This is a genomic window from Coprococcus sp. AF38-1, assembly GCF_003603945.1.
GTDB classification, from domain to species: Bacteria; Bacillota; Clostridia; order Lachnospirales; family Lachnospiraceae; genus Coprococcus; species Coprococcus aceti.
Window position 1 is genome coordinate 79,428 of record NZ_QVGO01000008.1, and the last position, 20,178, is coordinate 99,605.

Annotated in this window: 23 protein-coding genes; all 23 read left to right on the top strand. The window is 44.4% G+C overall.

Translation table 11 applies throughout. The features are described from left to right. Nucleotides 1–252 precede the first annotated feature (252 nt). The 23 genes from DW025_RS12500 (at nt 253) to DW025_RS12610 (ending at nt 20,131) form a co-directional block, all read left to right on the top strand. On the top strand, nt 253–1,110 hold the full coding sequence (locus DW025_RS12500) for a 3D domain-containing protein (protein WP_117548572.1): 858 nt from the start codon (nt 253–255) through the stop codon (nt 1,108–1,110). A gap of 236 nt (nt 1,111–1,346) precedes the next feature. After that, complete coding sequence (gene thrC / locus DW025_RS12505) at nt 1,347–2,834, top strand: threonine synthase (RefSeq protein ID WP_022216593.1); 1,488 nt, start codon at nt 1,347–1,349, stop codon at nt 2,832–2,834. A gap of 201 nt (nt 2,835–3,035) precedes the next feature. After that, the gene (gene queD, locus DW025_RS12510) at nt 3,036–3,455 is read left to right on the top strand and encodes a 6-carboxytetrahydropterin synthase QueD (RefSeq protein ID WP_187115846.1); all 420 of its coding nucleotides are present in this window, start codon (nt 3,036–3,038) and stop codon (nt 3,453–3,455) included. A gap of 62 nt (nt 3,456–3,517) precedes the next feature. Continuing rightward, a complete protein-coding gene (gene queE, locus DW025_RS12515) occupies nt 3,518–4,222 on the top strand; it encodes a putative 7-carboxy-7-deazaguanine synthase QueE (RefSeq protein WP_165854788.1) in 705 nt (234 codons plus the stop codon). Between the two features lies 1 nt (nt 4,223). Continuing rightward, a complete protein-coding gene (gene folE / locus DW025_RS12520; protein WP_117548574.1) occupies nt 4,224–4,817 on the top strand; it encodes a GTP cyclohydrolase I FolE in 594 nt (197 codons plus the stop codon). A gap of 99 nt (nt 4,818–4,916) precedes the next feature. Beyond that, nucleotides 4,917–5,594, top strand: a complete 678-nt coding sequence (gene queC / locus DW025_RS12525) for a 7-cyano-7-deazaguanine synthase QueC (RefSeq protein WP_055143853.1) — start codon at nt 4,917–4,919, stop codon at nt 5,592–5,594. Between the two features lie 39 nt (nt 5,595–5,633). After that, on the top strand, nt 5,634–6,548 hold the full coding sequence (locus DW025_RS12530; RefSeq protein WP_120000129.1) for a diacylglycerol/lipid kinase family protein: 915 nt from the start codon (nt 5,634–5,636) through the stop codon (nt 6,546–6,548). 19 nt (nt 6,549–6,567) lie between these two features. Beyond that, nucleotides 6,568–7,923, top strand: coding sequence for a phosphoglucosamine mutase (glmM, locus tag DW025_RS12535; RefSeq protein ID WP_117548575.1), 1,356 nt, complete (start codon nt 6,568–6,570; stop codon nt 7,921–7,923). 388 nt (nt 7,924–8,311) lie between these two features. Beyond that, nucleotides 8,312–9,784: an amidophosphoribosyltransferase gene (purF, locus tag DW025_RS12540; protein WP_120000131.1), complete on the top strand. Its 1,473-nt coding sequence runs from the start codon at nt 8,312–8,314 to the stop codon at nt 9,782–9,784. A gap of 135 nt (nt 9,785–9,919) precedes the next feature. Continuing rightward, nucleotides 9,920–11,374, top strand: coding sequence for an adenylosuccinate lyase (gene purB / locus DW025_RS12545; RefSeq protein WP_120000133.1), 1,455 nt, complete (start codon nt 9,920–9,922; stop codon nt 11,372–11,374). A gap of 334 nt (nt 11,375–11,708) precedes the next feature. Further along, nucleotides 11,709–12,200 carry a hypothetical protein gene (locus tag DW025_RS12550; protein ID WP_117548577.1) on the top strand — a complete coding sequence of 164 codons (492 nt, stop codon included), beginning with the start codon at nt 11,709–11,711 and terminating at the stop codon, nt 12,198–12,200. Between the two features lie 108 nt (nt 12,201–12,308). Continuing rightward, entirely contained in the window at nt 12,309–12,569 is a 261-nt protein-coding gene (locus DW025_RS12555) for a DUF4160 domain-containing protein (RefSeq protein WP_118757543.1), read from the top strand. Nucleotides 12,570–12,602: 33 nt separating this feature from the next. Then, a complete protein-coding gene (locus tag DW025_RS12560; RefSeq protein WP_120000135.1) occupies nt 12,603–12,878 on the top strand; it encodes a DUF2442 domain-containing protein in 276 nt (91 codons plus the stop codon). 202 nt (nt 12,879–13,080) lie between these two features. Next, nucleotides 13,081–13,356: a YhdT family protein gene (locus tag DW025_RS12565; RefSeq protein ID WP_004849642.1), complete on the top strand. Its 276-nt coding sequence runs from the start codon at nt 13,081–13,083 to the stop codon at nt 13,354–13,356. Then, nucleotides 13,346–14,833: a sodium/pantothenate symporter gene (gene panF, locus DW025_RS12570; protein WP_120000137.1), complete on the top strand. Its 1,488-nt coding sequence runs from the start codon at nt 13,346–13,348 to the stop codon at nt 14,831–14,833. Before DW025_RS12565 ends, panF begins: the two co-directional genes overlap by 11 nt. A 53-nt stretch (nt 14,834–14,886) precedes the next feature. Then, complete coding sequence (locus DW025_RS12575; RefSeq protein ID WP_015533260.1) at nt 14,887–15,333, top strand: PaaI family thioesterase; 447 nt, start codon at nt 14,887–14,889, stop codon at nt 15,331–15,333. A gap of 19 nt (nt 15,334–15,352) precedes the next feature. Then, entirely contained in the window at nt 15,353–16,009 is a 657-nt protein-coding gene (gene sfsA, locus DW025_RS12580; protein ID WP_120000139.1) for a DNA/RNA nuclease SfsA, read from the top strand. A 564-nt stretch (nt 16,010–16,573) separates the two neighbouring features. Next, the gene (locus DW025_RS12585; protein WP_120000141.1) at nt 16,574–17,209 is read left to right on the top strand and encodes a GyrI-like domain-containing protein; all 636 of its coding nucleotides are present in this window, start codon (nt 16,574–16,576) and stop codon (nt 17,207–17,209) included. A 33-nt stretch (nt 17,210–17,242) separates the two neighbouring features. Continuing rightward, on the top strand, nt 17,243–17,719 hold the full coding sequence (locus tag DW025_RS12590; RefSeq protein ID WP_117548581.1) for a GNAT family N-acetyltransferase: 477 nt from the start codon (nt 17,243–17,245) through the stop codon (nt 17,717–17,719). Continuing rightward, nucleotides 17,720–17,944 carry a hypothetical protein gene (locus tag DW025_RS14985; RefSeq protein ID WP_187115847.1) on the top strand — a complete coding sequence of 75 codons (225 nt, stop codon included), beginning with the start codon at nt 17,720–17,722 and terminating at the stop codon, nt 17,942–17,944. It abuts the gene before it with no gap. 117 nt (nt 17,945–18,061) lie between these two features. Then, the gene (locus DW025_RS12600) at nt 18,062–18,199 is read left to right on the top strand and encodes a helix-turn-helix domain-containing protein (RefSeq protein WP_120000143.1); all 138 of its coding nucleotides are present in this window, start codon (nt 18,062–18,064) and stop codon (nt 18,197–18,199) included. Between the two features lie 211 nt (nt 18,200–18,410). Next, nucleotides 18,411–19,103 carry a response regulator transcription factor gene (locus DW025_RS12605; protein ID WP_118701108.1) on the top strand — a complete coding sequence of 231 codons (693 nt, stop codon included), beginning with the start codon at nt 18,411–18,413 and terminating at the stop codon, nt 19,101–19,103. Then, nucleotides 19,100–20,131, top strand: coding sequence for a sensor histidine kinase (locus DW025_RS12610; protein ID WP_120000145.1), 1,032 nt, complete (start codon nt 19,100–19,102; stop codon nt 20,129–20,131). The genes DW025_RS12605 and DW025_RS12610 overlap by 4 nt, the downstream gene beginning before the upstream one ends. Nucleotides 20,132–20,178: the final 47 nt, after the last annotated feature.

Here is a 20,178-nt window from a genome sequence, read left to right on the forward strand (position 1 = left end):
AATATACAAGATGCTAATTTGTTTCAAAAATGTTACGGTACTAAAATGTAAAATATGCACAAAAACGGCATTTTAAAATGTTGCATATTTACATTAACTGAATTAAAGATTTTATGCGAGTTGTGCATGATTTACAAAAATAGCCACTTTGCTTGACCTTTCTTTCGACAGAGATTATAATAGCGTCATGAGTTAAATTTTAACGGTTTTGTAACAATTCTGAAACCGTAAAGAAATTAAGGAGAAAAGGTTATGCAAAAGTTTTCAGATTCATCACGTATGAAATCACAGAAACTAATGAAGACATCACTGAAAAGGAACGTAAAGAAGATTAGCATAGGAGCAGTACTCCTGGCAGTTGGATTTTCATCATACGCAGTTATCGCATCAGATGACAGCATGGTTTCATCCAAGGGCAAGGGAGTGTCGATCGCAGCAGCAGGTAATACATTATACGCAGACAACACAGCAGACTATGGAGAGGCAACATCATCAGTTGCACTGGCAGATGGTACTCTGTCAGATGTCAACAAGACTGGTTCAGTAGCCCTCTCAAGCAAGAAGACAGTTAAGAAGACTTCAGCCATAAGCGGTGGAGTTCAGGAGAGCACAACAGAGGCTCGTGCAACAGAGGCTGCACAGCAGGCAGCAGACACAACAAAGTCAGAACCTACCACACAGATGAAGGTTAAGGATAAGGATAAGTCAGCAGCAGGACTTCCTGACGATCAGATATCAGTTGATCCATCAACAGAGAAGTCAACAGATGGACTTCCTGATGACAAGGTTATTTATGTGAATGGTGAGGCATCAGGTACATATCTCGGAACATTCTGGATTACGGCATATTGTCCATGTCCAATCTGCTGCGGTGAGTACAGCAACATGGATAACCCGACAACAGCTTCAGGTGCACCTGCAGTCGAGGGTGTGACATGTGCAGCGCCAAGTAACTTTGCATTTGGTACAGAGCTTATAGTTGATGGTCATACATACACAGTTCAGGACAGAGGTGGAGCTATCAATGGCAATCATCTTGATATCTACTTCTCAAACCATCAGGCAGCTCTTAACTTCGCAACAGGCTACTATGATGTATATGTAAAGTAATAAAAAGCAGAAATTGTATACAGATATATTAAAGACCCGCCGTAAGGCGGGTTTTTAAATGCAGTGAGATAAGTGTTGGGAAAGTGTTGGAAAAGTCGCACGAATGAGGCGGGCTATAGCTTGTTTTTTATAAAATGCTGTGTTATAATGCACACGATTATTTGTAAGAATACAGGTGATTCCTGAGTTTAGTACATAACGAAATGTTTAAATATATTTATTAAGGAGATTGGCAAATGGAACTTATCTACAGAAGCACAAGAAATGCAAATGAGACAGCAACAGCATCACAGGCTATACTTAAGGGACTTGCTAATGAGGGGGGACTCTTTGTACCAGATTCTATACCAGCACTTGATGTGTCTCTGGAAGATCTTGCAAAGATGAACTATCAGCAGGTTGCATACGAGGTTATGAAGCTTATGTTCACAGACTTCACAGAGGCTGAGCTTAAGCATTGTATAGATTCAGCATATGATTCAAAGTTTGATACACCGGTTATAGCACCACTTGTGAATAAGGCAGGAGCATATTATCTTGAGCTTTTCCATGGATCAACAATAGCATTCAAGGATATGGCACTTTCAATCCTTCCATATCTTCTCACAACATCAGCAAAGAAGAATGGCGTAAAGAATGAGATCGTCATCCTCACAGCAACATCAGGTGATACAGGTAAGGCTGCCCTTGCAGGATTTGCAGATGTTCCTGGAACAAAGATCATCGTGTTCTATCCAAAGCACGGTGTAAGCCCAATCCAGGAGAAGCAGATGGTTACACAGAAGGGTGACAATACATTTGTTGTTGGTATCACAGGTAACTTTGATGATGCCCAGACAGGTGTGAAGAAGATGTTCTCAGATGCTGAGCTTGCAAAGTACATGGATGAGAAGGGCTATCAGTTCTCATCAGCAAACTCCATCAACATCGGACGTCTTGTCCCTCAGATGGTATACTATGTATACGCCTACACAAGACTTGTTGCAGACGGAACCATCAAGGCCGGCGATAAGATCAACGTGGATGTTCCAACAGGTAACTTTGGTAATATCCTTGCTGCATACTACGCAAAGGAGATGGGACTTCCAATCGCAAAGTTCATCTGTGCATCAAATGACAACAAGGTTCTGTTTGATTTCTTCCAGACAGGAACATACGATAGAAACAGAGAGTTCATACTCACAACATCACCATCGATGGATATCCTCATTTCAAGCAACCTTGAGAGATTGATATACAAGATTGCTGGCAATGATGCTGAGAAGAACTCAGAGCTTATGAAAGAACTCACAACAGATGGAGTGTACACCATCACAGACGATATGAAGGCAAAGCTTGCTGAGTTCTATGGTGGATATGCAACAGAGGCAGAGACAGCAGCTACCATCAAAAAGGTATATGAGTCAGATGATTATATTATCGATACACATACAGCAGTTGCGGCTACAGTATATGAAAAGTATGTGGCAGAGACAGGAGATAAGACACCTACAGTCATCGCGTCAACAGCAAGCCCATACAAGTTCACAAGAAGCGTTATGAACGCTATAGACGCTGAGTATGATTCCAAGACAGACTTTGAGCTTGTCGACGAGCTTGAGAAGCTCTCAGGTGTAAAGGTACCTCAGGCTATAGAGGATATCAGATCAGCAAAGGTTCTCCACGACACAGTATGTGACAAGGAGGATATGCTGGCAGAGGTTAAGGGATTCCTTAATATCTAAAGCATAGTAAGAGACATAAGCTGGTATATCTGATAGGAAATAGTCAGATATAATATACGAATAAAGCATAAATACAATATTATAGATTGACAGTTCATTAGTACCATCCTGTCACTAAACAAAACTAGGACATAAGAAGATCAGAATGTCCTATTCTGGTCTTTTTTTGTGGTGAACAGTTGGATGCTTATAGGAGGAGTTATGTATAAGTTAAAGACAAAGGCAAGTTTTGACAGCGCCCATTTTTTGAAAGATTATGACGGTAAATGCAGCAATATCCACGGACACAGATGGACTGTGGAGATCGAGGTCGGTGCAGAGACTCTTGAGAGCGATACACAGAACAGAGGAATGGTGGTTGATTTCTCCAATCTGAAGAAGGATCTGAAGGAGATTGCGGATCACTTTGACCACAGCCTTATCATGGAAACGGGAAGCCTGAAGCCGGCGACGGAGGATGCGCTGCTGGCGGAAAATCTGAGGATCGTGAAGGTTGATTTCAGACCTACTGCTGAGAACTTTGCAAAGTATATATATGATGAGATGGCAGGCCGGGGCTACAAGGTCATAGAGGCAAGTGTGTATGAGACACCGAACAACGTGGCTTCTTATTGTGAGTAAATATATATGATAGGATTCCGGTGAGAAGCTGGCAGGTCTAAAAATCTGGAAGATGTGAGAGAATGGAGAATATACACCGGGAGAAAGGAAATACAGTCGTGAGCACATACAGAGTAGTAGAGAGATTTATAAGTATCAACGGTGAGGCTGCAAGAGCCGGAGAACTTGCCGTGTTCATAAGATTTGCTGGATGCAATCTTGATTGCGGTTACTGCGATACCAAGTGGGCAAATGAGGCAGGCGTTCCTTATGAGGAACTCACCGAGGATGAGATCATCGATTATGTCAGAAGAACAGAGGTGAAGAATGTAACCCTGACAGGTGGGGAACCGCTGATACAGAAGGACATAGATAAGCTCCTCCTTGCATTTGAGCTGGAGGATGATGTAAGGGTCGAGATTGAGACAAATGGAAGTGTGGATATCGCAGAGTTCAAGGCTCTTGGGGGAAATGTATCGTACACGCTGGATTACAAATGTCCATCCAGCGGCATGGAGAATGACATGTGCCTTGCAAATTATAACTATATAGACAAGAATGATTCGGTGAAATTTGTGGTCGGTTCACAGGAGGATCTGGAAAAATGTTTTGAGATAGTTAGGGAGTATGCGCTGGATGAGAAGACGAGAGTATTCATCAGCCCTGTGTATGGCAGCATAGATCCTGCGGATATAGTGGATTTTATGATCGAGAACGATATGAATGATGTGAAGCTTCAGTTACAGCTTCACAAGTTCATTTGGGATCCGGAAGAAAGAGGTGTATAAGATGGCGATAGATAAAGAGGCTATAAAGGAACACGTAAGAGGAATATTGATTGCCCTTGGAGATGATCCTGACAGGGAGGGACTTGTAGAGACTCCTGACAGGGTTGCGCGTATGTACGAGGAAGTATTTGAGGGAATGAACTACACCAATGACGAGCTGGCCGAGATGTTCGGCAAGACATTTGCTGAGGATGGAGTGGCAAGGCAGGCCGGTGACATGGTGTTTGTCAAGGATATAGAGGTGTTCAGCTACTGTGAGCATCACATGGCGCTTATGTACGACATGAAGGTGTCAGTCGCATACATTCCAAATGGAAGAGTGCTCGGACTTTCTAAGATAGCGAGGATTGCGGATATGGTGGCGAAGAGACTTCAGCTCCAGGAGAGGATAGGCTCGGACATAGCCTACGTCATATCCAAGGCTGCTGGAACTGAGGACGTGGCGGTCATGATAGAGGCACATCACAGCTGCATGACGGCAAGGGGCATCAAGAAACCGGGAAGCAAGACCATGACGACCACTCTCAGGGGAAGATTTGAGAGCGACACAGCTCTGCAGAACAAGATGCTGATGATGTACAATGCGGGAAGATAGTTATCGGTACACTGAATTGATAATGGTGAATTTGTTTATCCGTGAGCGTTATAATGCGGTTTGGAATATCATATTTGATTATATATGGAGGATGAGATCATGCAGAATTTAAAGAATAAGGATGAGGCAGTTGTAGTATTCAGCGGCGGACAGGACAGCACAACGTGTCTGTTGTGGGCACTCAAGAAGTATAAGAAAGTGTACGCCGTATCATTTGACTATGGACAGAGACATGCGTTAGAGCTTGAGTGTGCTAAGGAGATCGCGGACAAATTCGGAGTGGAGCATCACATACTCGACATGAGCCTGCTTAACCAGCTTGCGCCAAATTCACTGACAAGAACAGATATGAAGGTTGACGAAAATGCACCTGAGGAGGGCACGCCGAATTCATTTGTCGATGGAAGAAACATGGTATTTCTTACATTTGTAGCAATATTTGCCAAACAGAGGGGAATATCTGATATAATAACAGGAGTGTCCCAGAGCGACTTCTCAGGATACCCGGACTGCAGGGATATATTTATCAAATCGTTAAATACAACACTTAACCTTGCAATGGACTACGAGTTTGATATAATAACACCATTGATGTGGATCGATAAGATGGAGACATGGAAGATGGCTGATGAGCTGGGCGGACTGGATGTTATCAGAGATATGACACTCACATGTTACAATGGCATCAAGGGCGAGGGCTGCGGACATTGTCCATCATGCAAGCTCCGCAAGAAGGGGTATGATCTGTACATGAAGTACAAGGAGGATCACAAGTAAATAAGCAGTTTCAAAGGGAAAGGTTGTGTTATTGAAAGTATGAAGAATATGCTGTTCATCATGAATCCCAAAGCGGGTAGAACTACTCTGAAGAATTCTTTGGTGGATGTGCTGGAAGTGTTCTGCAACAGCGATTATGCGGTCAGGACATATCTTACGAAATCGGCAGATGACGCAGAGAGAATTGTTCAGGAGGAAGGCGCAAACTACGATGTGATCGTATGTGCGGGGGGCGATGGAACCTTGGGCAACACAGTTACAGGATATATGAAGAGCGGGATAAGGGTTCCACTTGGATATATTCCGTGTGGCTCCACCAATGACTTTGCAAGGAGCATGGACATACCGAGAGAGACGGTTGAGGCGGCTGAGATGATAGTGAAGGCAGAGCCGTTCTCCATAGATATAGGAAGTCTGAACGACAAGAACTTTGTATATGTCGCAGCTTTCGGAATTTTCTCAGATACATCATATGCAACGCCGCAGAATATGAAGAACATATTTGGGCATGCGGCATATGTATTGCAGGGGATAAAAAGTCTGGCAAATGTACCATCTTACAAGATGAAGGTTACGATAGACGGGGACGAGCAGGAAGGCGAGTTCATATTCGGTATGGTGTCCAACTCGGTATCTGTTGGAGGTTTTAAGAGTATAACCCGAAAAGGCGTTGAATTCGATGACGGACTTTTTGAGGGAGTACTGATAAGGACGATGAAGACTCCTGCAGATATGGAGAGAGTTGTCAGGGCACTCCTTACAGGTGATATGAATGAGAAAAGCATGGTTTCATTCAGGGCTCACAGGGTCAAGTTTGATGCAGAGGATCCGGTTGCATGGACATGCGATGGTGAGTTCGGCGGAGAATATAAGGAAACCAAGATACACATCCACAGGAGAGCGATAGATCTTCTGGTTGTTCAGGAAAGTGAACAGGATGAGGTTATAGAATAATAGAATCGAGGATTTTACAATGGGTAAATATTTTGGAACAGACGGATTCAGAGGCGAGGCAAATGTAGACCTTACTGTGGAGCATGCATATAAGGTTGGAAGATACCTTGGTTATTACTACGGCAAGCAGCATGAAGATGGAAAGGCACACGTTGTCATCGGAAAGGATACGAGACTTTCAAGCTACATGTTCGAGTATTCGCTGGTTGCAGGACTTACTGCCAGCGGAGCAGACGTATATCTGATGCATGTAACGCCTACACCTAGTGTGTCGTATATAGTCCGCACAGGTGATTTTGACTGTGGTATCATGATCTCGGCCAGCCATAACCCATACTATGACAATGGTATAAAAGTCATCAATGGTCAGGGCTATAAGCTTGAGGCAGCCATAGAGAATGAGATAGAGCAGTATATAGACGGAGAGCTCGGCGAGATACCATTTGCAAAGAAGGACAGCATCGGTAAGACCACCGACTACACCATGGGAAGAAACAGATATATAGGTTATCTGCTCACGATCCCAACCAGGCCTTTCAAGGGAATGAGGATTGGTCTTGACTGTGCAAATGGTGCATCATATCTGGTTGCAAAGTCAGTGTATGACGCTCTCGGAGCAAAGACATATGTCATCAACAATGAGCCAAATGGAACAAATATCAACACGGACTGCGGTTCAACACATATTGATAAGCTCCAGGCATTTGTCAAGGAGAAGGGACTTGATGTGGGATTTGCATTTGACGGTGATGCGGACAGGTGTCTTGCAGTGGACGACAAGGGCGAGATCGTGGATGGAGACAAGATACTCTATGTCTGCGGTCGTTATCTGAAGGATAAGGGCGAGCTGAACAACAATACCATCGTCACAACTATCATGTCCAACCTTGGACTTTACAAAGCACTTGACAAGAAGGGCATCAACTATGAGAAGACGGCAGTCGGTGACAAGTACGTGTTCGAGAATATGATGGAGCACGGACATTCCATCGGCGGCGAGCAGTCAGGACATATCATCTTCTCCAAGTATGCAACAACCGGTGATGGTGTCCTCACCTCACTGATGATCATGGAGACTATACTTGGACGTAAGGTCAAGCTCTCAGAACTGTTCCACAGCCTGACGATATATCCACAGCTCCTTGTGAATGTCAAGGTGTCAAGCAAGGATGCAGTCATGAACGATGCTGATGTGCTGAAACTGAACGATGAGATAGCAGCAGAGCTTGGAGACGACGGAAGACTTCTTCTCAGACAGAGCGGTACAGAGCCTGTTATCAGAGTTATGGTCGAGGCAGCCACAGATGAGCTGTGTGAGAAGTATGTATACAAGATGGTGGATCTCATAAAGGCAAAGGGATACGCTGTGGAGTAGAGAGTGGTATAAAAGCTCAAAAGATACAAAGTACGTAAATTTGTATCTTTTGGGCTTTTTTCAATTCCAGGTGGAAGCCGGAAGGACTATGTGGTAACCTGCTGCGACAGGAGAGAAGTACAGCACGACCGGTGAGGCGGGGCTGCGACAGAGAGGTGTGGATTTTCTCAAGTCTAAATAGATAAATACTTGCGAAATATACTGCTGTTGGTGAAAATGCATGAAAAAAGTGGGGTATCAGCCTGAAAATGATAGAATTTATCTGTTGACATGTTGTGGCAAAACAGATAAAGTTTTATGTGGTGAAAGATATGATTGTCGCTATACTTATGATGTGAATCACAGGTTTGTGGCAATTGCAATAATATAACATGAGAGGCATATATCTATGAACGAATGTTTAAGATCCCATTATTATGACGAGGACGAGATGCATGAGGAGTGCGGAGTCTTCGGTATCTATGATTTCGATGGAAATGATGTGGCGAACACGATCTACTATGGTCTGTTTGCATTGCAGCACCGTGGGCAGGAGAGCTGCGGTATAGCGGTGTCAGACACTGCCGGTCCTAAGGGCAAGGTCAGCTCCTTAAAGGGCATGGGTCTTGTGAATGAGGTGTACACACCTGATTCACTGAGCAAGCTAAAGGGAAATATCGGTGTGGGTCATGTGAGATATTCAACAGCCGGTGCCAGCACTATAGAGAATGCACAGCCGCTGGTTCTCAATTATGTAAAGGGAACTCTGGGACTTGCACACAACGGCAATCTGGTAAATGCTCCTGAGCTTAGACGTGAGCTGGAACTCACAGGCGCTATATTCCAGACTACAATTGATTCTGAGGTAATAGCTTACCATATAGCCAGGGAGAGAGTTAAGTGCGGTTCCGTTGAGGAGGCTGTCACTAGAGCTCTCAAGAAAGTAAGGGGATCATATTCACTTGTCATCATGAGTCCTAGAAAACTTATCGGAGCCAGAGATCCATTTGGTTTCAGACCGCTTTGTATAGGAAAGCGTGATAACGCATACATACTGGCATCTGAGAGCTGTGCGCTCGATACAATAGGTGCCGAATTTGTCAGGGATGTGGAGCCTGGAGAGGTTGTAACCATATCACCTGAGTACGGAATCCAGTCGTACAAGAACATGTGCCAGGAGCAGCATGCAAGATGTATATTTGAGTATATATACTTTGCGAGACTTGATTCAGTCATAGATGGAATGTCTGTGTACGATTCGCGTATCACAGCCGGAAGATGCCTTGCAAAGGACAGCCCGGTTGACGCTGATGTGGTAGTTGGCGTTCCTGAATCGGGAAATGCGGCGGCTATGGGTTACTCACTAGAATCGGGTATTCCATATGGAACGGCATTTGTCAAGAATGGATATGTGGGAAGAACATTCATAAAGCCACAGCAGAGCCAGAGAGAGTCCAGCGTGCGTGTCAAGCTGAACGTCCTTAAGGAGGCTGTAAATGGCAAGCGTGTCATAATGATAGATGACTCTATAGTTCGTGGAACTACGAGTGACAGAATAGTTGGCATGCTCAGGGAGGCGGGAGCGACTGAGGTCCATGTAAGGATCAGTTCACCTCCATTCCTGTATCCATGCTACTTTGGAACTGACATTCCGGACAGAGAGCAGCTCATAGCATACAACAGGTCTGTAGATGATATATGCAAGATCATAGGTGCCGACTCTCTGGCGTACCTGAAGATGGAGAGACTTCCGGAGCTCTCAGGCGGAAGACAGTACTGCCATGGATGCTTCAGCGGTCAGTATCCGATGAAACCGCCTATAGAGGACATCAGAGGCGACCACGAGGACTTCAAGAGAGGATCGGAGTCACACATAAATTAGGATTCCGAATTTCTGGTTTATGCAAAAAAAGCATGGAAATAATCTGAAACCCATGTATAATAGTTGTGTGATAAGATATAAAAGCATTTGTCAGCTGGCAGATGCGGGAGACTACAGGAAGAAAGAGGTAAAGACATGAGTAAGGACAAGTACGAAAGCCCACTGTGTGAAAGATACGCTAGTAAGGAAATGCAGTATATTTTCTCACCTGATATGAAGTTTAAGACATGGAGAAAGCTGTGGATAGCTCTTGCTGAGACAGAGAAGGAGCTTGGTCTCAAGGACGAGAACGGCAATCCAAGAATCACAGATGAGCAGATCGAGGAGCTCAAGGCTCACGCTGATGACATCAACTATGATGTTGCCAGAGAGAGAGAAAAGCTGGTTCGTCACGACGTAATGAGCCACGTATATGCATACGGTGTTCAGTGCCCTAAGGCAGCAGGAATAATCCACCTTGGAGCAACAAGCTGCTATGTAGGCGATAACACAGACGTTATCGTTATGACAGAGGCATTAAAGCTTGTCAGAAAGAAACTCATCAATGTTATAAATGAGCTGGCAAAGTTCGCAGATCAGTATAAGGATCTTCCAACTCTTGCATTTACACATTTCCAGCCTGCACAGCCAACGACAGTCGGCAAGCGTGCAACACTCTGGATGCAGGAGCTGCTCCTTGACCTCTCTGATATAGAGTACATGATCAGCCAGCAGAAGCTTCTCGGATCAAAGGGAACAACTGGAACGCAGGCAAGTTTCCTTGAGCTCTTCGGAGGAGATCACGAGACAGTGAGAAAGATAGATGGAAAGATCGCTGAGAAGATGGGATTTGCTGAGTGCTATCCTGTATCAGGCCAGACATATTCAAGAAAGGTCGACTCAAGAGTTCTTAATGTGCTCTCAGGCATCGCACAGAGTGCACACAAGTTCTCAAATGATATCAGACTTCTCCAGCACTTAAAGCAGATAGAGGAGCCATTTGAGAAGAACCAGATCGGTTCATCAGCTATGGCATACAAGAGAAATCCAATGAGAAGTGAGAGAATAGCATCACTTGCCAATTATGTAATGTGCGACGCGCTCAATCCTGCTATCACAGCCGCAACACAGTGGTTTGAGAGAACACTGGATGACTCAGCAAATAAGCGTATCTCAGTTCCAGAGGCATTCCTTGCAGTTGATGGAATCCTTGATCTGTACCTGAATGTTGTAGATGGTCTTGTGGTATATGACAAGGTTATCTACCAGTGTTTCATGAAGGAGATTCCATTCATGGCAACAGAGAATATCATGATGGATGCTGTTAAGCGTGGCGGCAATCGTCAGGAGCTTCATGAGAAGATCAGAGAGTACTCAATGCTTGCAGGCGAGCAGGTCAAGAAGTTTGGAAAAGAGAATGACCTCGTTGACCGTATCGCAGCAGACCCTGACTTTGGTATGACAAAGGAGGAGATCGTATCTATCCTTGAGCCAAAGAACTTCGTAGGTCGTGCTCCTGAGCAGACAAGAGAGTTCCTTGCAGAGGTCATTCAGCCTATCCTCGATGAGAACAAGGATATCCTCGGCGTTACTGCGGAGATCAATGTATAAAGATCTGAATTAAAATGTATATAGAGTAAACATGGCGCTGGTGCATTAGTGGTGTTGATATATCTGTTCTATTGCGGACATATCAACAAGCTTATGTGCCGGCGCTTTTTATATATTGAATGGGTGTCATTTTGCGGCGGAATGCGGATTACATGGACTGACAGACAGCTCAATTCTACGCATAAAAATTCTTGTCGTAATTTCATTAGATTTGCATTTGCTAAGGTACGAATAGGTACATTCTAAGGTTTACATTTGGAAATAGATGTGTTAGTGTGGTTAGTGAAAACTAACCTAAAAATTAATACAAAAGAGTGTTAAGGGGGCAAAAGAGATGTTGGTGACAATAGTTGCGGCGGTAATTGTTATGGTGGCCTATTTCCTTCTTCTGTATGGAATGGTCGCATTTGTACAGGATAAGAGATTTATGAGCACAGCACCGAAGGAGAATCTGGCGGTGATTCCTGACAGAAAAGAGAGATTTCGCGGAGCTCATGCGGTTGGATGGTGTATAGAAGTAGTTGCACTTCTGCTGTTTATAGGAGCTATCGTGCTTAGCGTGTGGGATGGCGTACGGCATGATTTCGGCTACTGGAAGTTCTTCGCGCGATTCATAGTGATAATGTATGTGATGGAGATCTATGATATAGGTTTCTTTGACTGGGTGCTGCTCTGTCATTCAAACTTCTTCCCGCGTTATTATCCGGAGGTCAAGGGAGTTGTGGGACCTCATATGTTCGGATACAATATGAAGATGCATGTTATGCACTTTATTATATATATTCCTATCTGCGCTGTGGTCGCCGGGGTGTGTATGCTGTTTTAGAAAAGACTAAATCTACTTAGGTTATCTTTTGATATAGTCATGATAGTTATTGAACAGCCTTGGAATGATATAGTATAATATTATCAATAATAATTGGAGGTTGATAGTATGCCAGAAATATCACTGTTTTATGGAATCAGAATAACTATGTATTATGATGATCATAATCCGCCACATTTTCAGGCAGAATATAACGGAAATAAAGCTATAATAGATATAAATGAAGCACGGGTTATAAAAGGTGCATTGCCTTCAAGGCAGTTAAAGCTCATACTTGCATGGTGCGTAATTCATCAAGATGAGTTAATGCAGAATTGGGAATTATCGAAGGATGGTTTGCCATTAAACAGAATAAATCCATTGATTTAAAAGTTATGTATTATACAGAGAGGGGGAATTGGCATGATATATGATATAGTACAGGTAGTTCCATTTGAAGATTATACAGTATATGTGTATTTTGAGGATGGCAAAATTGTATGTTATGATGCAAAACCACTACTGGATAAGAAAGTGTTTGAACCGCTTAGAGACAAAGATTTCTTTTTGAATTCATGTACAATTTTGAATGGAACTTTGGCATGGGATGTGACAGGAACGAGGGATACATCGAAATGTCTGGATATAGATCCGGATACGTTATATGAATTGGAAAATGTAAAAGATAAAATAGCATAACATAAATTGGTATACAGTAAACTATAAATAGCTGGTGTATGGACGAAACGTCTGTGCGCCAGTTTTTTTGTGCAGACAACAATACAGAGTTTGTATATGCACAGGATTTGGGTGGCTGGCGGGGCAACTATGAAAAAACTGATCAGCGTGATATAATGAGCATTGTTCGATGTATTTATGAAATATAAGGGGATATATTATTATGATGAAACTGACAAAGGAAGAACAGCACAGGCAGTGTATAAAAGAGATCAAAGCGACGTTGCTTGTGGTATTTATATGTTTTTTATGGCATGTGCTAACCGCGTTCCTGCTAAATGGCACCGGGTGGACGGTGTTCCATATGCCGGCGTGGTTTGTGGTCTCGGTGCTTGGAACAGTGGTGCTTGCGGTAATCGGTGTATTCTGGCTGCTTAAGTTTGTGTTTGTAGATTTCCAATATGAAGAGGATGAGAGTGAGGGTGAAAATGAACAGTAATCAGATATTGATCTTATCGGTTTTTCTCGGATATCTATTATTCAATGTTGTGGTGAGCTTTGTCTACAGCAGAAGGGCGGAGAAAAGTCTGCACACAACGTCCGAGAAGAAGTATTTCATAGGCGGAAGAAATATGAATGGAATAGTCCTAGCCATGACGATCATGGCAACATATACCTCCGCTAGTTCATTTATATCAGGACCGGGTGCAGCGGGTCTTACATATGGATATGCACAGGCGTGGATAGCTGCTATTCAGATCCCGGTCACATTTCTGGTGCTCGGTGTGCTTGGAAATAAGCTTGCGATAGTGTCCAGACGAACGGGTGCTGTGACAGTAGTGGGCTACTTCAAGGCGAGATACAAGAGCGATGCGCTGGTGGTCATCACGAGCCTTGGACTTATAGTTTTCTTCATAGCACAGATGATAAGCCAGTTTACGGGAGGGGCCACACTTATAGCATCCATAACGGGAATGGATCATGTGAGTTCACTTTTGATATTTGGCACAGTCGTGATCCTGTACACAGCCATCGGCGGATTCAGTGCGGTTGTCATAACTGACACGATTCAGGGAATAGTAATGTGTATCGGAACATTCCTGTTTATATTCTTTGTCTTAAGGAGCGGGGGCGGTCTTGCCGCGATAGATGCCGGTCTTCAGACAAATCTGCCGGAGGTGTACGATGACATTTTCTCGAAATACACGCCAGGAGGACTGCTCAGCTATTGGGTGCTTGTGGGATTTGGAACGTTGGGACTTCCCCAGACTGCTGTGCGCGCCATGGGATTTAAGGATACGAAGAGCATGCACAGAGCGATGTGGATCGGAGTTCTCACATGCAGCTTTGTAATCGTAGGAATGCATCTTGCAGGAACATGGGCTGGCGCACTTGTCGATACGGACAATCTTCCAACTTCGGATTATTTTATACCATATATAGTACAGAAGATCATGCCGCCTGGAATAGCAGCGATATTCCTCGCAGCGCCGATGGCAGCAGTCATGTCGACAGCGGATTCGCTCCTCATACTTGCCACAGCAGCTATAGTGAAGGATCTGTGGAAGAATTACGTGGTGGGTGATGATCCGGTGAAAAATGAGAAATACGACAAGAATGTCAAGCTGGTGAGCACGGTACTTACGATGTTGCTCGGCGTGGTGGTGATGGTTCTCACGATCAATCCGCCGGATATAATTTTCATGCTCAACATGTTTGCATTTGGCGGACTTGAATGCACATTCTTCTGGCCTCTTGTGGGAGGTCTGTTCTGGAAGAAGGGAACTAAGCAGGCGGCGGTGTGCAGCAGCGTAGGTGCGATCGCGACATATATATTTGCAACGTATTTTATCAAGATCGCTGGGATAAATGCGGTCGTGTGGGGACTGATGGTAGGTGCGGTGCTGTACTTTGGGATTGGGTTTATAACGGGAAGAAAAGGACTTGATCCGGATATTCTGGACAAGTGCTTTTGATATGTGCGCAGGATGTATGAACTTGAAAATAGAGTTGAAAGGTAAAATGGAGCATGAATGAGATAAACGACAACAAAAAAGCTATGTCCGAGGATGTGAAACAGGCACTGATAAGGTTTAACAAGGACAACATCTATGTTCAGAACCTGAAGATAGAGCTGGTCGATATGAGCCTTGGATATGTGAAGGGCAAGATGATGGTCACAGAGGATGTCCTTAATCCATATGGTTCTGTGCATGGTGGATGCCTGTACTCACTTGCGGATATAGTGAGCGGAATCGCGGCATGTACCTACGGAAAGTTTTCTTCAACTATAGATGGAACCATGACATATATAGCTCCGGCTATGAACACGGAGTATCTCATCTGTGAGGGAATCGAGATCCGCCAGGGCAAGAAGGTGTCACTGTACGAGGCAAATATTTACGATGACAAGGGACAGCTTGTTGACAAGGCAAGGTTCTCATTCTACATGATGAACCGCTCTGTTGTGGAATAGATGGGAGATGTAAGGCAAGGTGAAATATACAAATGTTATCTCAGGCAAGTTCGTAGAAAGGCCAAACAGGTTCACAGCCCATGTGGAGATAGACGGAGTTACAGAGACCGTGCACGTAAAGAACACGGGGAGGCTTATCAGTCTGCTGATACCGGGGAACACGGTCAGCCTTGAGAAGTCTGCAAATCCAAACCGCAAGACGAAATACGATCTCATAGCGGTGGAGGATCCAAAGCTTGGCTGGGTGAACGTGGATAGTCAGGTGCCGAATAAGGTGGTTTTGGAATGGCTTAAAACTAAGGATTATGACTTTATAAAGCCGGAGTATGTATACGGGGATTCAAGGATTGATTTCTATATGGAAAAGGATGGCACGAAGTATCTCATGGAGGTCAAGGGCTGCACTCAGGAGATCGGTGGTATAGGATATTTCCCGGATGCACCCACCGACAGGGGAGTCAGGCATTTGCGGGAGCTGATGAAGGCGGTCTCCGAGGGATATAAATGCTATGTTGCATTTGTCATTCCGATGACAGGGATAACTGAGGTCAGGCCAAATGCGGAAATACACAGGGAGTTCGCGGAGACTTTCTATGAGGCGAAGGCAGCCGGCGTGGAGGTGTTAAATCTCACGTGCCGGGTTACACGGGATGAGCTTGAGATAGTGGATAAGTGAGATAGGTGAAAATTATAAGGGTAAATGATAAGCAAATATACGTTTGACATGCAAGCGGCTAAATGCTAGTATAATATCAAAAGGTGCTACCGATAGACGGTTAGCCTTGATATATGAATGGTATAAAATAACCGCTCACAGTTTACCAGGCTGGGCGGTTATTTTTTTGTCTTATTCTTGCTCCTAGAGCCAACGGCATAACCAAGATTAAAGCAAGTAAGACATAAGCTGATGATGGCTATAAAAAGATCCGTTGTAAGCATAAGCAAAAACCTCCGTGATAGATTTCCATAAATGGATTTTCTATGTAAACACAGGCTACAAACTCCTGTGGTGAAGGTTAACCGCCTACCGAATAGGGTAGCACCAAATATATTATAACAAACATATGTTCGATACACAATACTGAATATACATGAGAATGAAAAATGGGCTCGGCAAACACCTGTTACGATAAGTAACAGCATTGTCATAGTGCGTATATGGACTATCAAGGGTTATGATAATAAGCTTGAAAAAAACAGGATGAATATGGTGATATTGCTAAGATTGAGGAGATAAGTTATGGCGTTTGATTTTAAGAAAGAATACAAAGGGTTTTATTTGCCGAAAAATAAGCCACAGGTCGTAACGATTCCAAAGGCGAATTACATAGCGGTAAGGAGCAAGGGCGACCCGAATGAAGAGGGCGGAGAATATAAAGCTGCGATTGGCGTTTTATATACTGTTGCGTACACTCTCAAGATGAGTTATAAGACTGATTACAAAATAGAGGGATTTTTTGAATATGTAGTCCCACCGCTTGAAGGCTTTTGGTGGCAGGATAATGTGGAAGGTGTGGATTATACAGATAAATCTGCATTTAACTGGATTTCTGTTATTCGTCTTCCTGATTTTGTAACAAAGAAGGATTTTGACTGGGCGGTTGAGACTGCGTCAAGGAAGAAAAAGATGGATTGTACCAATGCAGAATTTCTGAGTATTGATGAAGGTTTGTGTGTTCAGATCATGCATATAGGAGCATTTGATAATGAACCTGAGACAGTAGCAGTGATGGATAAATATTTGGAAGATAATGGGTATGTAAATGATTTCACTGATGAACGACATCATCACGAAATCTATCTATCAGACCCAAGAAAAACTGCACCGGAAAAATGTAAAACTGTTATAAGGCATCCGGTAAAGAAGAGATCGTGATTCTATTTTAGAAAATAAAAAATAAGGGACTTTATGGATTACACAATAAGAAGATTAAAACAGGAAGAAACCGGGATATTAGATACATTTTTATATGAGGCAATATTTATTCCGGAGGGCGTGGAGGCACCTCCAAGGGACATTATCAATCAGCCGGAATTGCAAGTGTACGTTGACGACTTTGGAAACAGAGCGGGGGATATGGCATTTGTCGCAGAGACAAATGATAAAGTTGTTGGAGCTGTGTGGGTTCGTATTATGGATGACTATGGGCATGTTGATGACGATACACCGTCTTTTGCAATCTCACTACTCAAAGAATACAGGAATTACGGCATTGGAACAGAGCTGATGAAAAGGATGCTGGAGGAGCTGAAAAACTGTGGATATAAGAGCGGTTCACTGTCTGTGCAAAAGCAGAACTATGCGGTCGGAATGTATAGAAAAGTCGGATTCCAGATAGTGGATGAGAATGATGAGGAATATATAATGGTTTGCAGGCTGTCGTAGATGGTAAGTGATTTAGAAGATATAAGTAGCTTTGATGAGAAATATGTGACAAAAATAGATGGAATTATTTCAAGACATAATTGTCAGGTGGAAAAAACGCCATTTAGAAGTAAAGAAAATATTAGTGCTGGATTTGTTGTGGTGCCGTTGTTTATGACAGTGGTATGTTCAATTGCGTTGATAATAAATGCAAGGGGATATGTATGGAATATTCAGAGCAAATAGCTTATTTTGCCTAGTCTACGAAGCGTAGAACCCGCATAGATTCACCATATTCTACGCCTCGTGGGTGTGATTGGCAATAAAATGGGGAGATAATTGAGCCAGAAAGGAGGAAAGCAGATGAACCAGATTAAAATTGGGCGATTCATCGCTGATGAGAGAAAGAGAAAGGGATATACTCAAAAACAGCTTTCTGAAAAACTTGGAATCAGCGATAAAACAATTTCAAAATGGGAACGAGGAGTTTCCCATAGTTAAAGATACCACACCAAATATGATGAACCCACGCTTATACACTACCAGCTATAATAAACCGCAAGGACAGCAATTTGATGATACTGCTGTCCTTTCTTTTATAAAATTGCAGTACACATAAAAAAGCTGTAATATGATAAATATATTTGTCCTTGTAACAATTCTCGGACATTTGCCTGTTATACTATCTGCAAAAAGCAAAGGAAGTGAGGATATGAAGCAGATTTTAATTGTCGAGGACGACAGTTTTTTGAATAAGATGTTAGCCTATAACCTGACCGCAGACGGCTACGGCGTGACTTCTACTCTAAATGCCAGAACCGCAGCCGAAGCCATCCGCCAGCGGGAATTTGATTTAGTGCTGTTGGACATTAACCTGCCAGATGGGAACGGTTTTGAGCTGTGCAAGCTGATAAAGCCCCAGCACCCGGACACCATCGTAATATTCCTGACCGCCAACGATCAGGAGAGCGACCAGATACGGGGCTATGAGGTGGGCGCGGTGGACTACATCACAAAGCCCTTTGTGATCGGGGCCTTGCAGCGAAAAATCAAAGCCATGTTCGCTATGCTGGAACACCACAAACCGGCCAAGGACATTTACGACGACGGGCGGCTGTTTCTGGACTTCTCGGAGCAGACGGCTTCCTTAAACGGCAAGCCCCTGACCCTATCCCCGATGGAGTATAAAATGCTGAACCTGTTCCGCAAAAATCCCCGGCAAGTGCTGACCCGTGGGCAGCTTTTGGAAAAGCTGTGGGATATAGACGAAAGGTTTGTGGACGAACACACCCTGACAACCTCCATCAGCCGGATTCGCAGCAAGATTGAAGCCGACGGCGGCGCGCCCTACATCAAGACCGTTTACGGCATGGGCTATCAATGGACGGGGGGCGAGGCAAAATGAAGTTTCAAAACCTATCGGTAAAGCGGCTGTTTGGCCGGGTGGCAATAGGACTTGTCCTTTCCATGTCCGGGATCACCATAGCCCTGTTTCTTGTGACAAAACAGACGGCGGTGCTGCTGACAGGCGGGGCGCTGCTGCTGTGCGCTCTTGTGGGGATTTTTGTACTGACGCAGGCGTTTGGAAAGCGGCTGTCGCAGTTTACCGCTGACCTGTGCCAGACCTTAGACCACATGATAGCCGGAAATGAAGCGCCCCAGCGCCCGGAGGACAGCGAAACCCAGCTTGCCAGAATCGGACACCGGCTGGCAAGGCTTTACCAGATCATGCAGGAGAACCGCCGCCGGGTGGACGAGGAACGGCAGGAGTTACAGACCCTTGTATCAGATATTTCCCATCAGGTGAAAACGCCGGTAAGCAATCTGAAAATGGCGACGGACACCCTGCTGGAAAAGCCTATGACCGAGGCGGAGCGCACCGACTTTATCCGGGGAATCCGCAGCCAGACGGATAAGCTGGACTTTCTCTTTCAGGCCCTTGTGAAAACCTCCCGTCTGGAAACGGGCGTGATCCAGTTGGATAAGAAGCCGGGCCGCCTCTTTGATACCGTGGCGCAGGCCATGAGTGGGATCGTGTATGCAGCGGAGAAAAAGGAAATCGCTGTGTCCGTGGACTGCCCGGAGGATTTGACCGTTTCCCATGACAGCAAGTGGACATCCGAAGCCCTCTTTAACCTGCTGGACAATGCGGTAAAGTACACCCCGGCAGGCGGGAAAATCGCTGTGTTGGTGGTGCTGTGGGAAATGTATGTAGAGATCAAAGTGACCGACACCGGCAAGGGCATTTCCGAAAGCAATCAGGCCGCCATCTTCCGGCGATTTTATCGTGAGGAAGAAGTACACGAACAGCAGGGCGTGGGCATTGGCCTGTATCTGGCCCGCGAGATCGTAACGCGGCAGGGCGGCTATATCAAGGTGATTTCGGAGCCGGGCAAGGGTTCGGAATTTTCCATTATGCTGCCTACAAAATAGAACGCGGCGGACGGCCATTTCCGGCTGCCCGCCGTAAATTTTTTTGA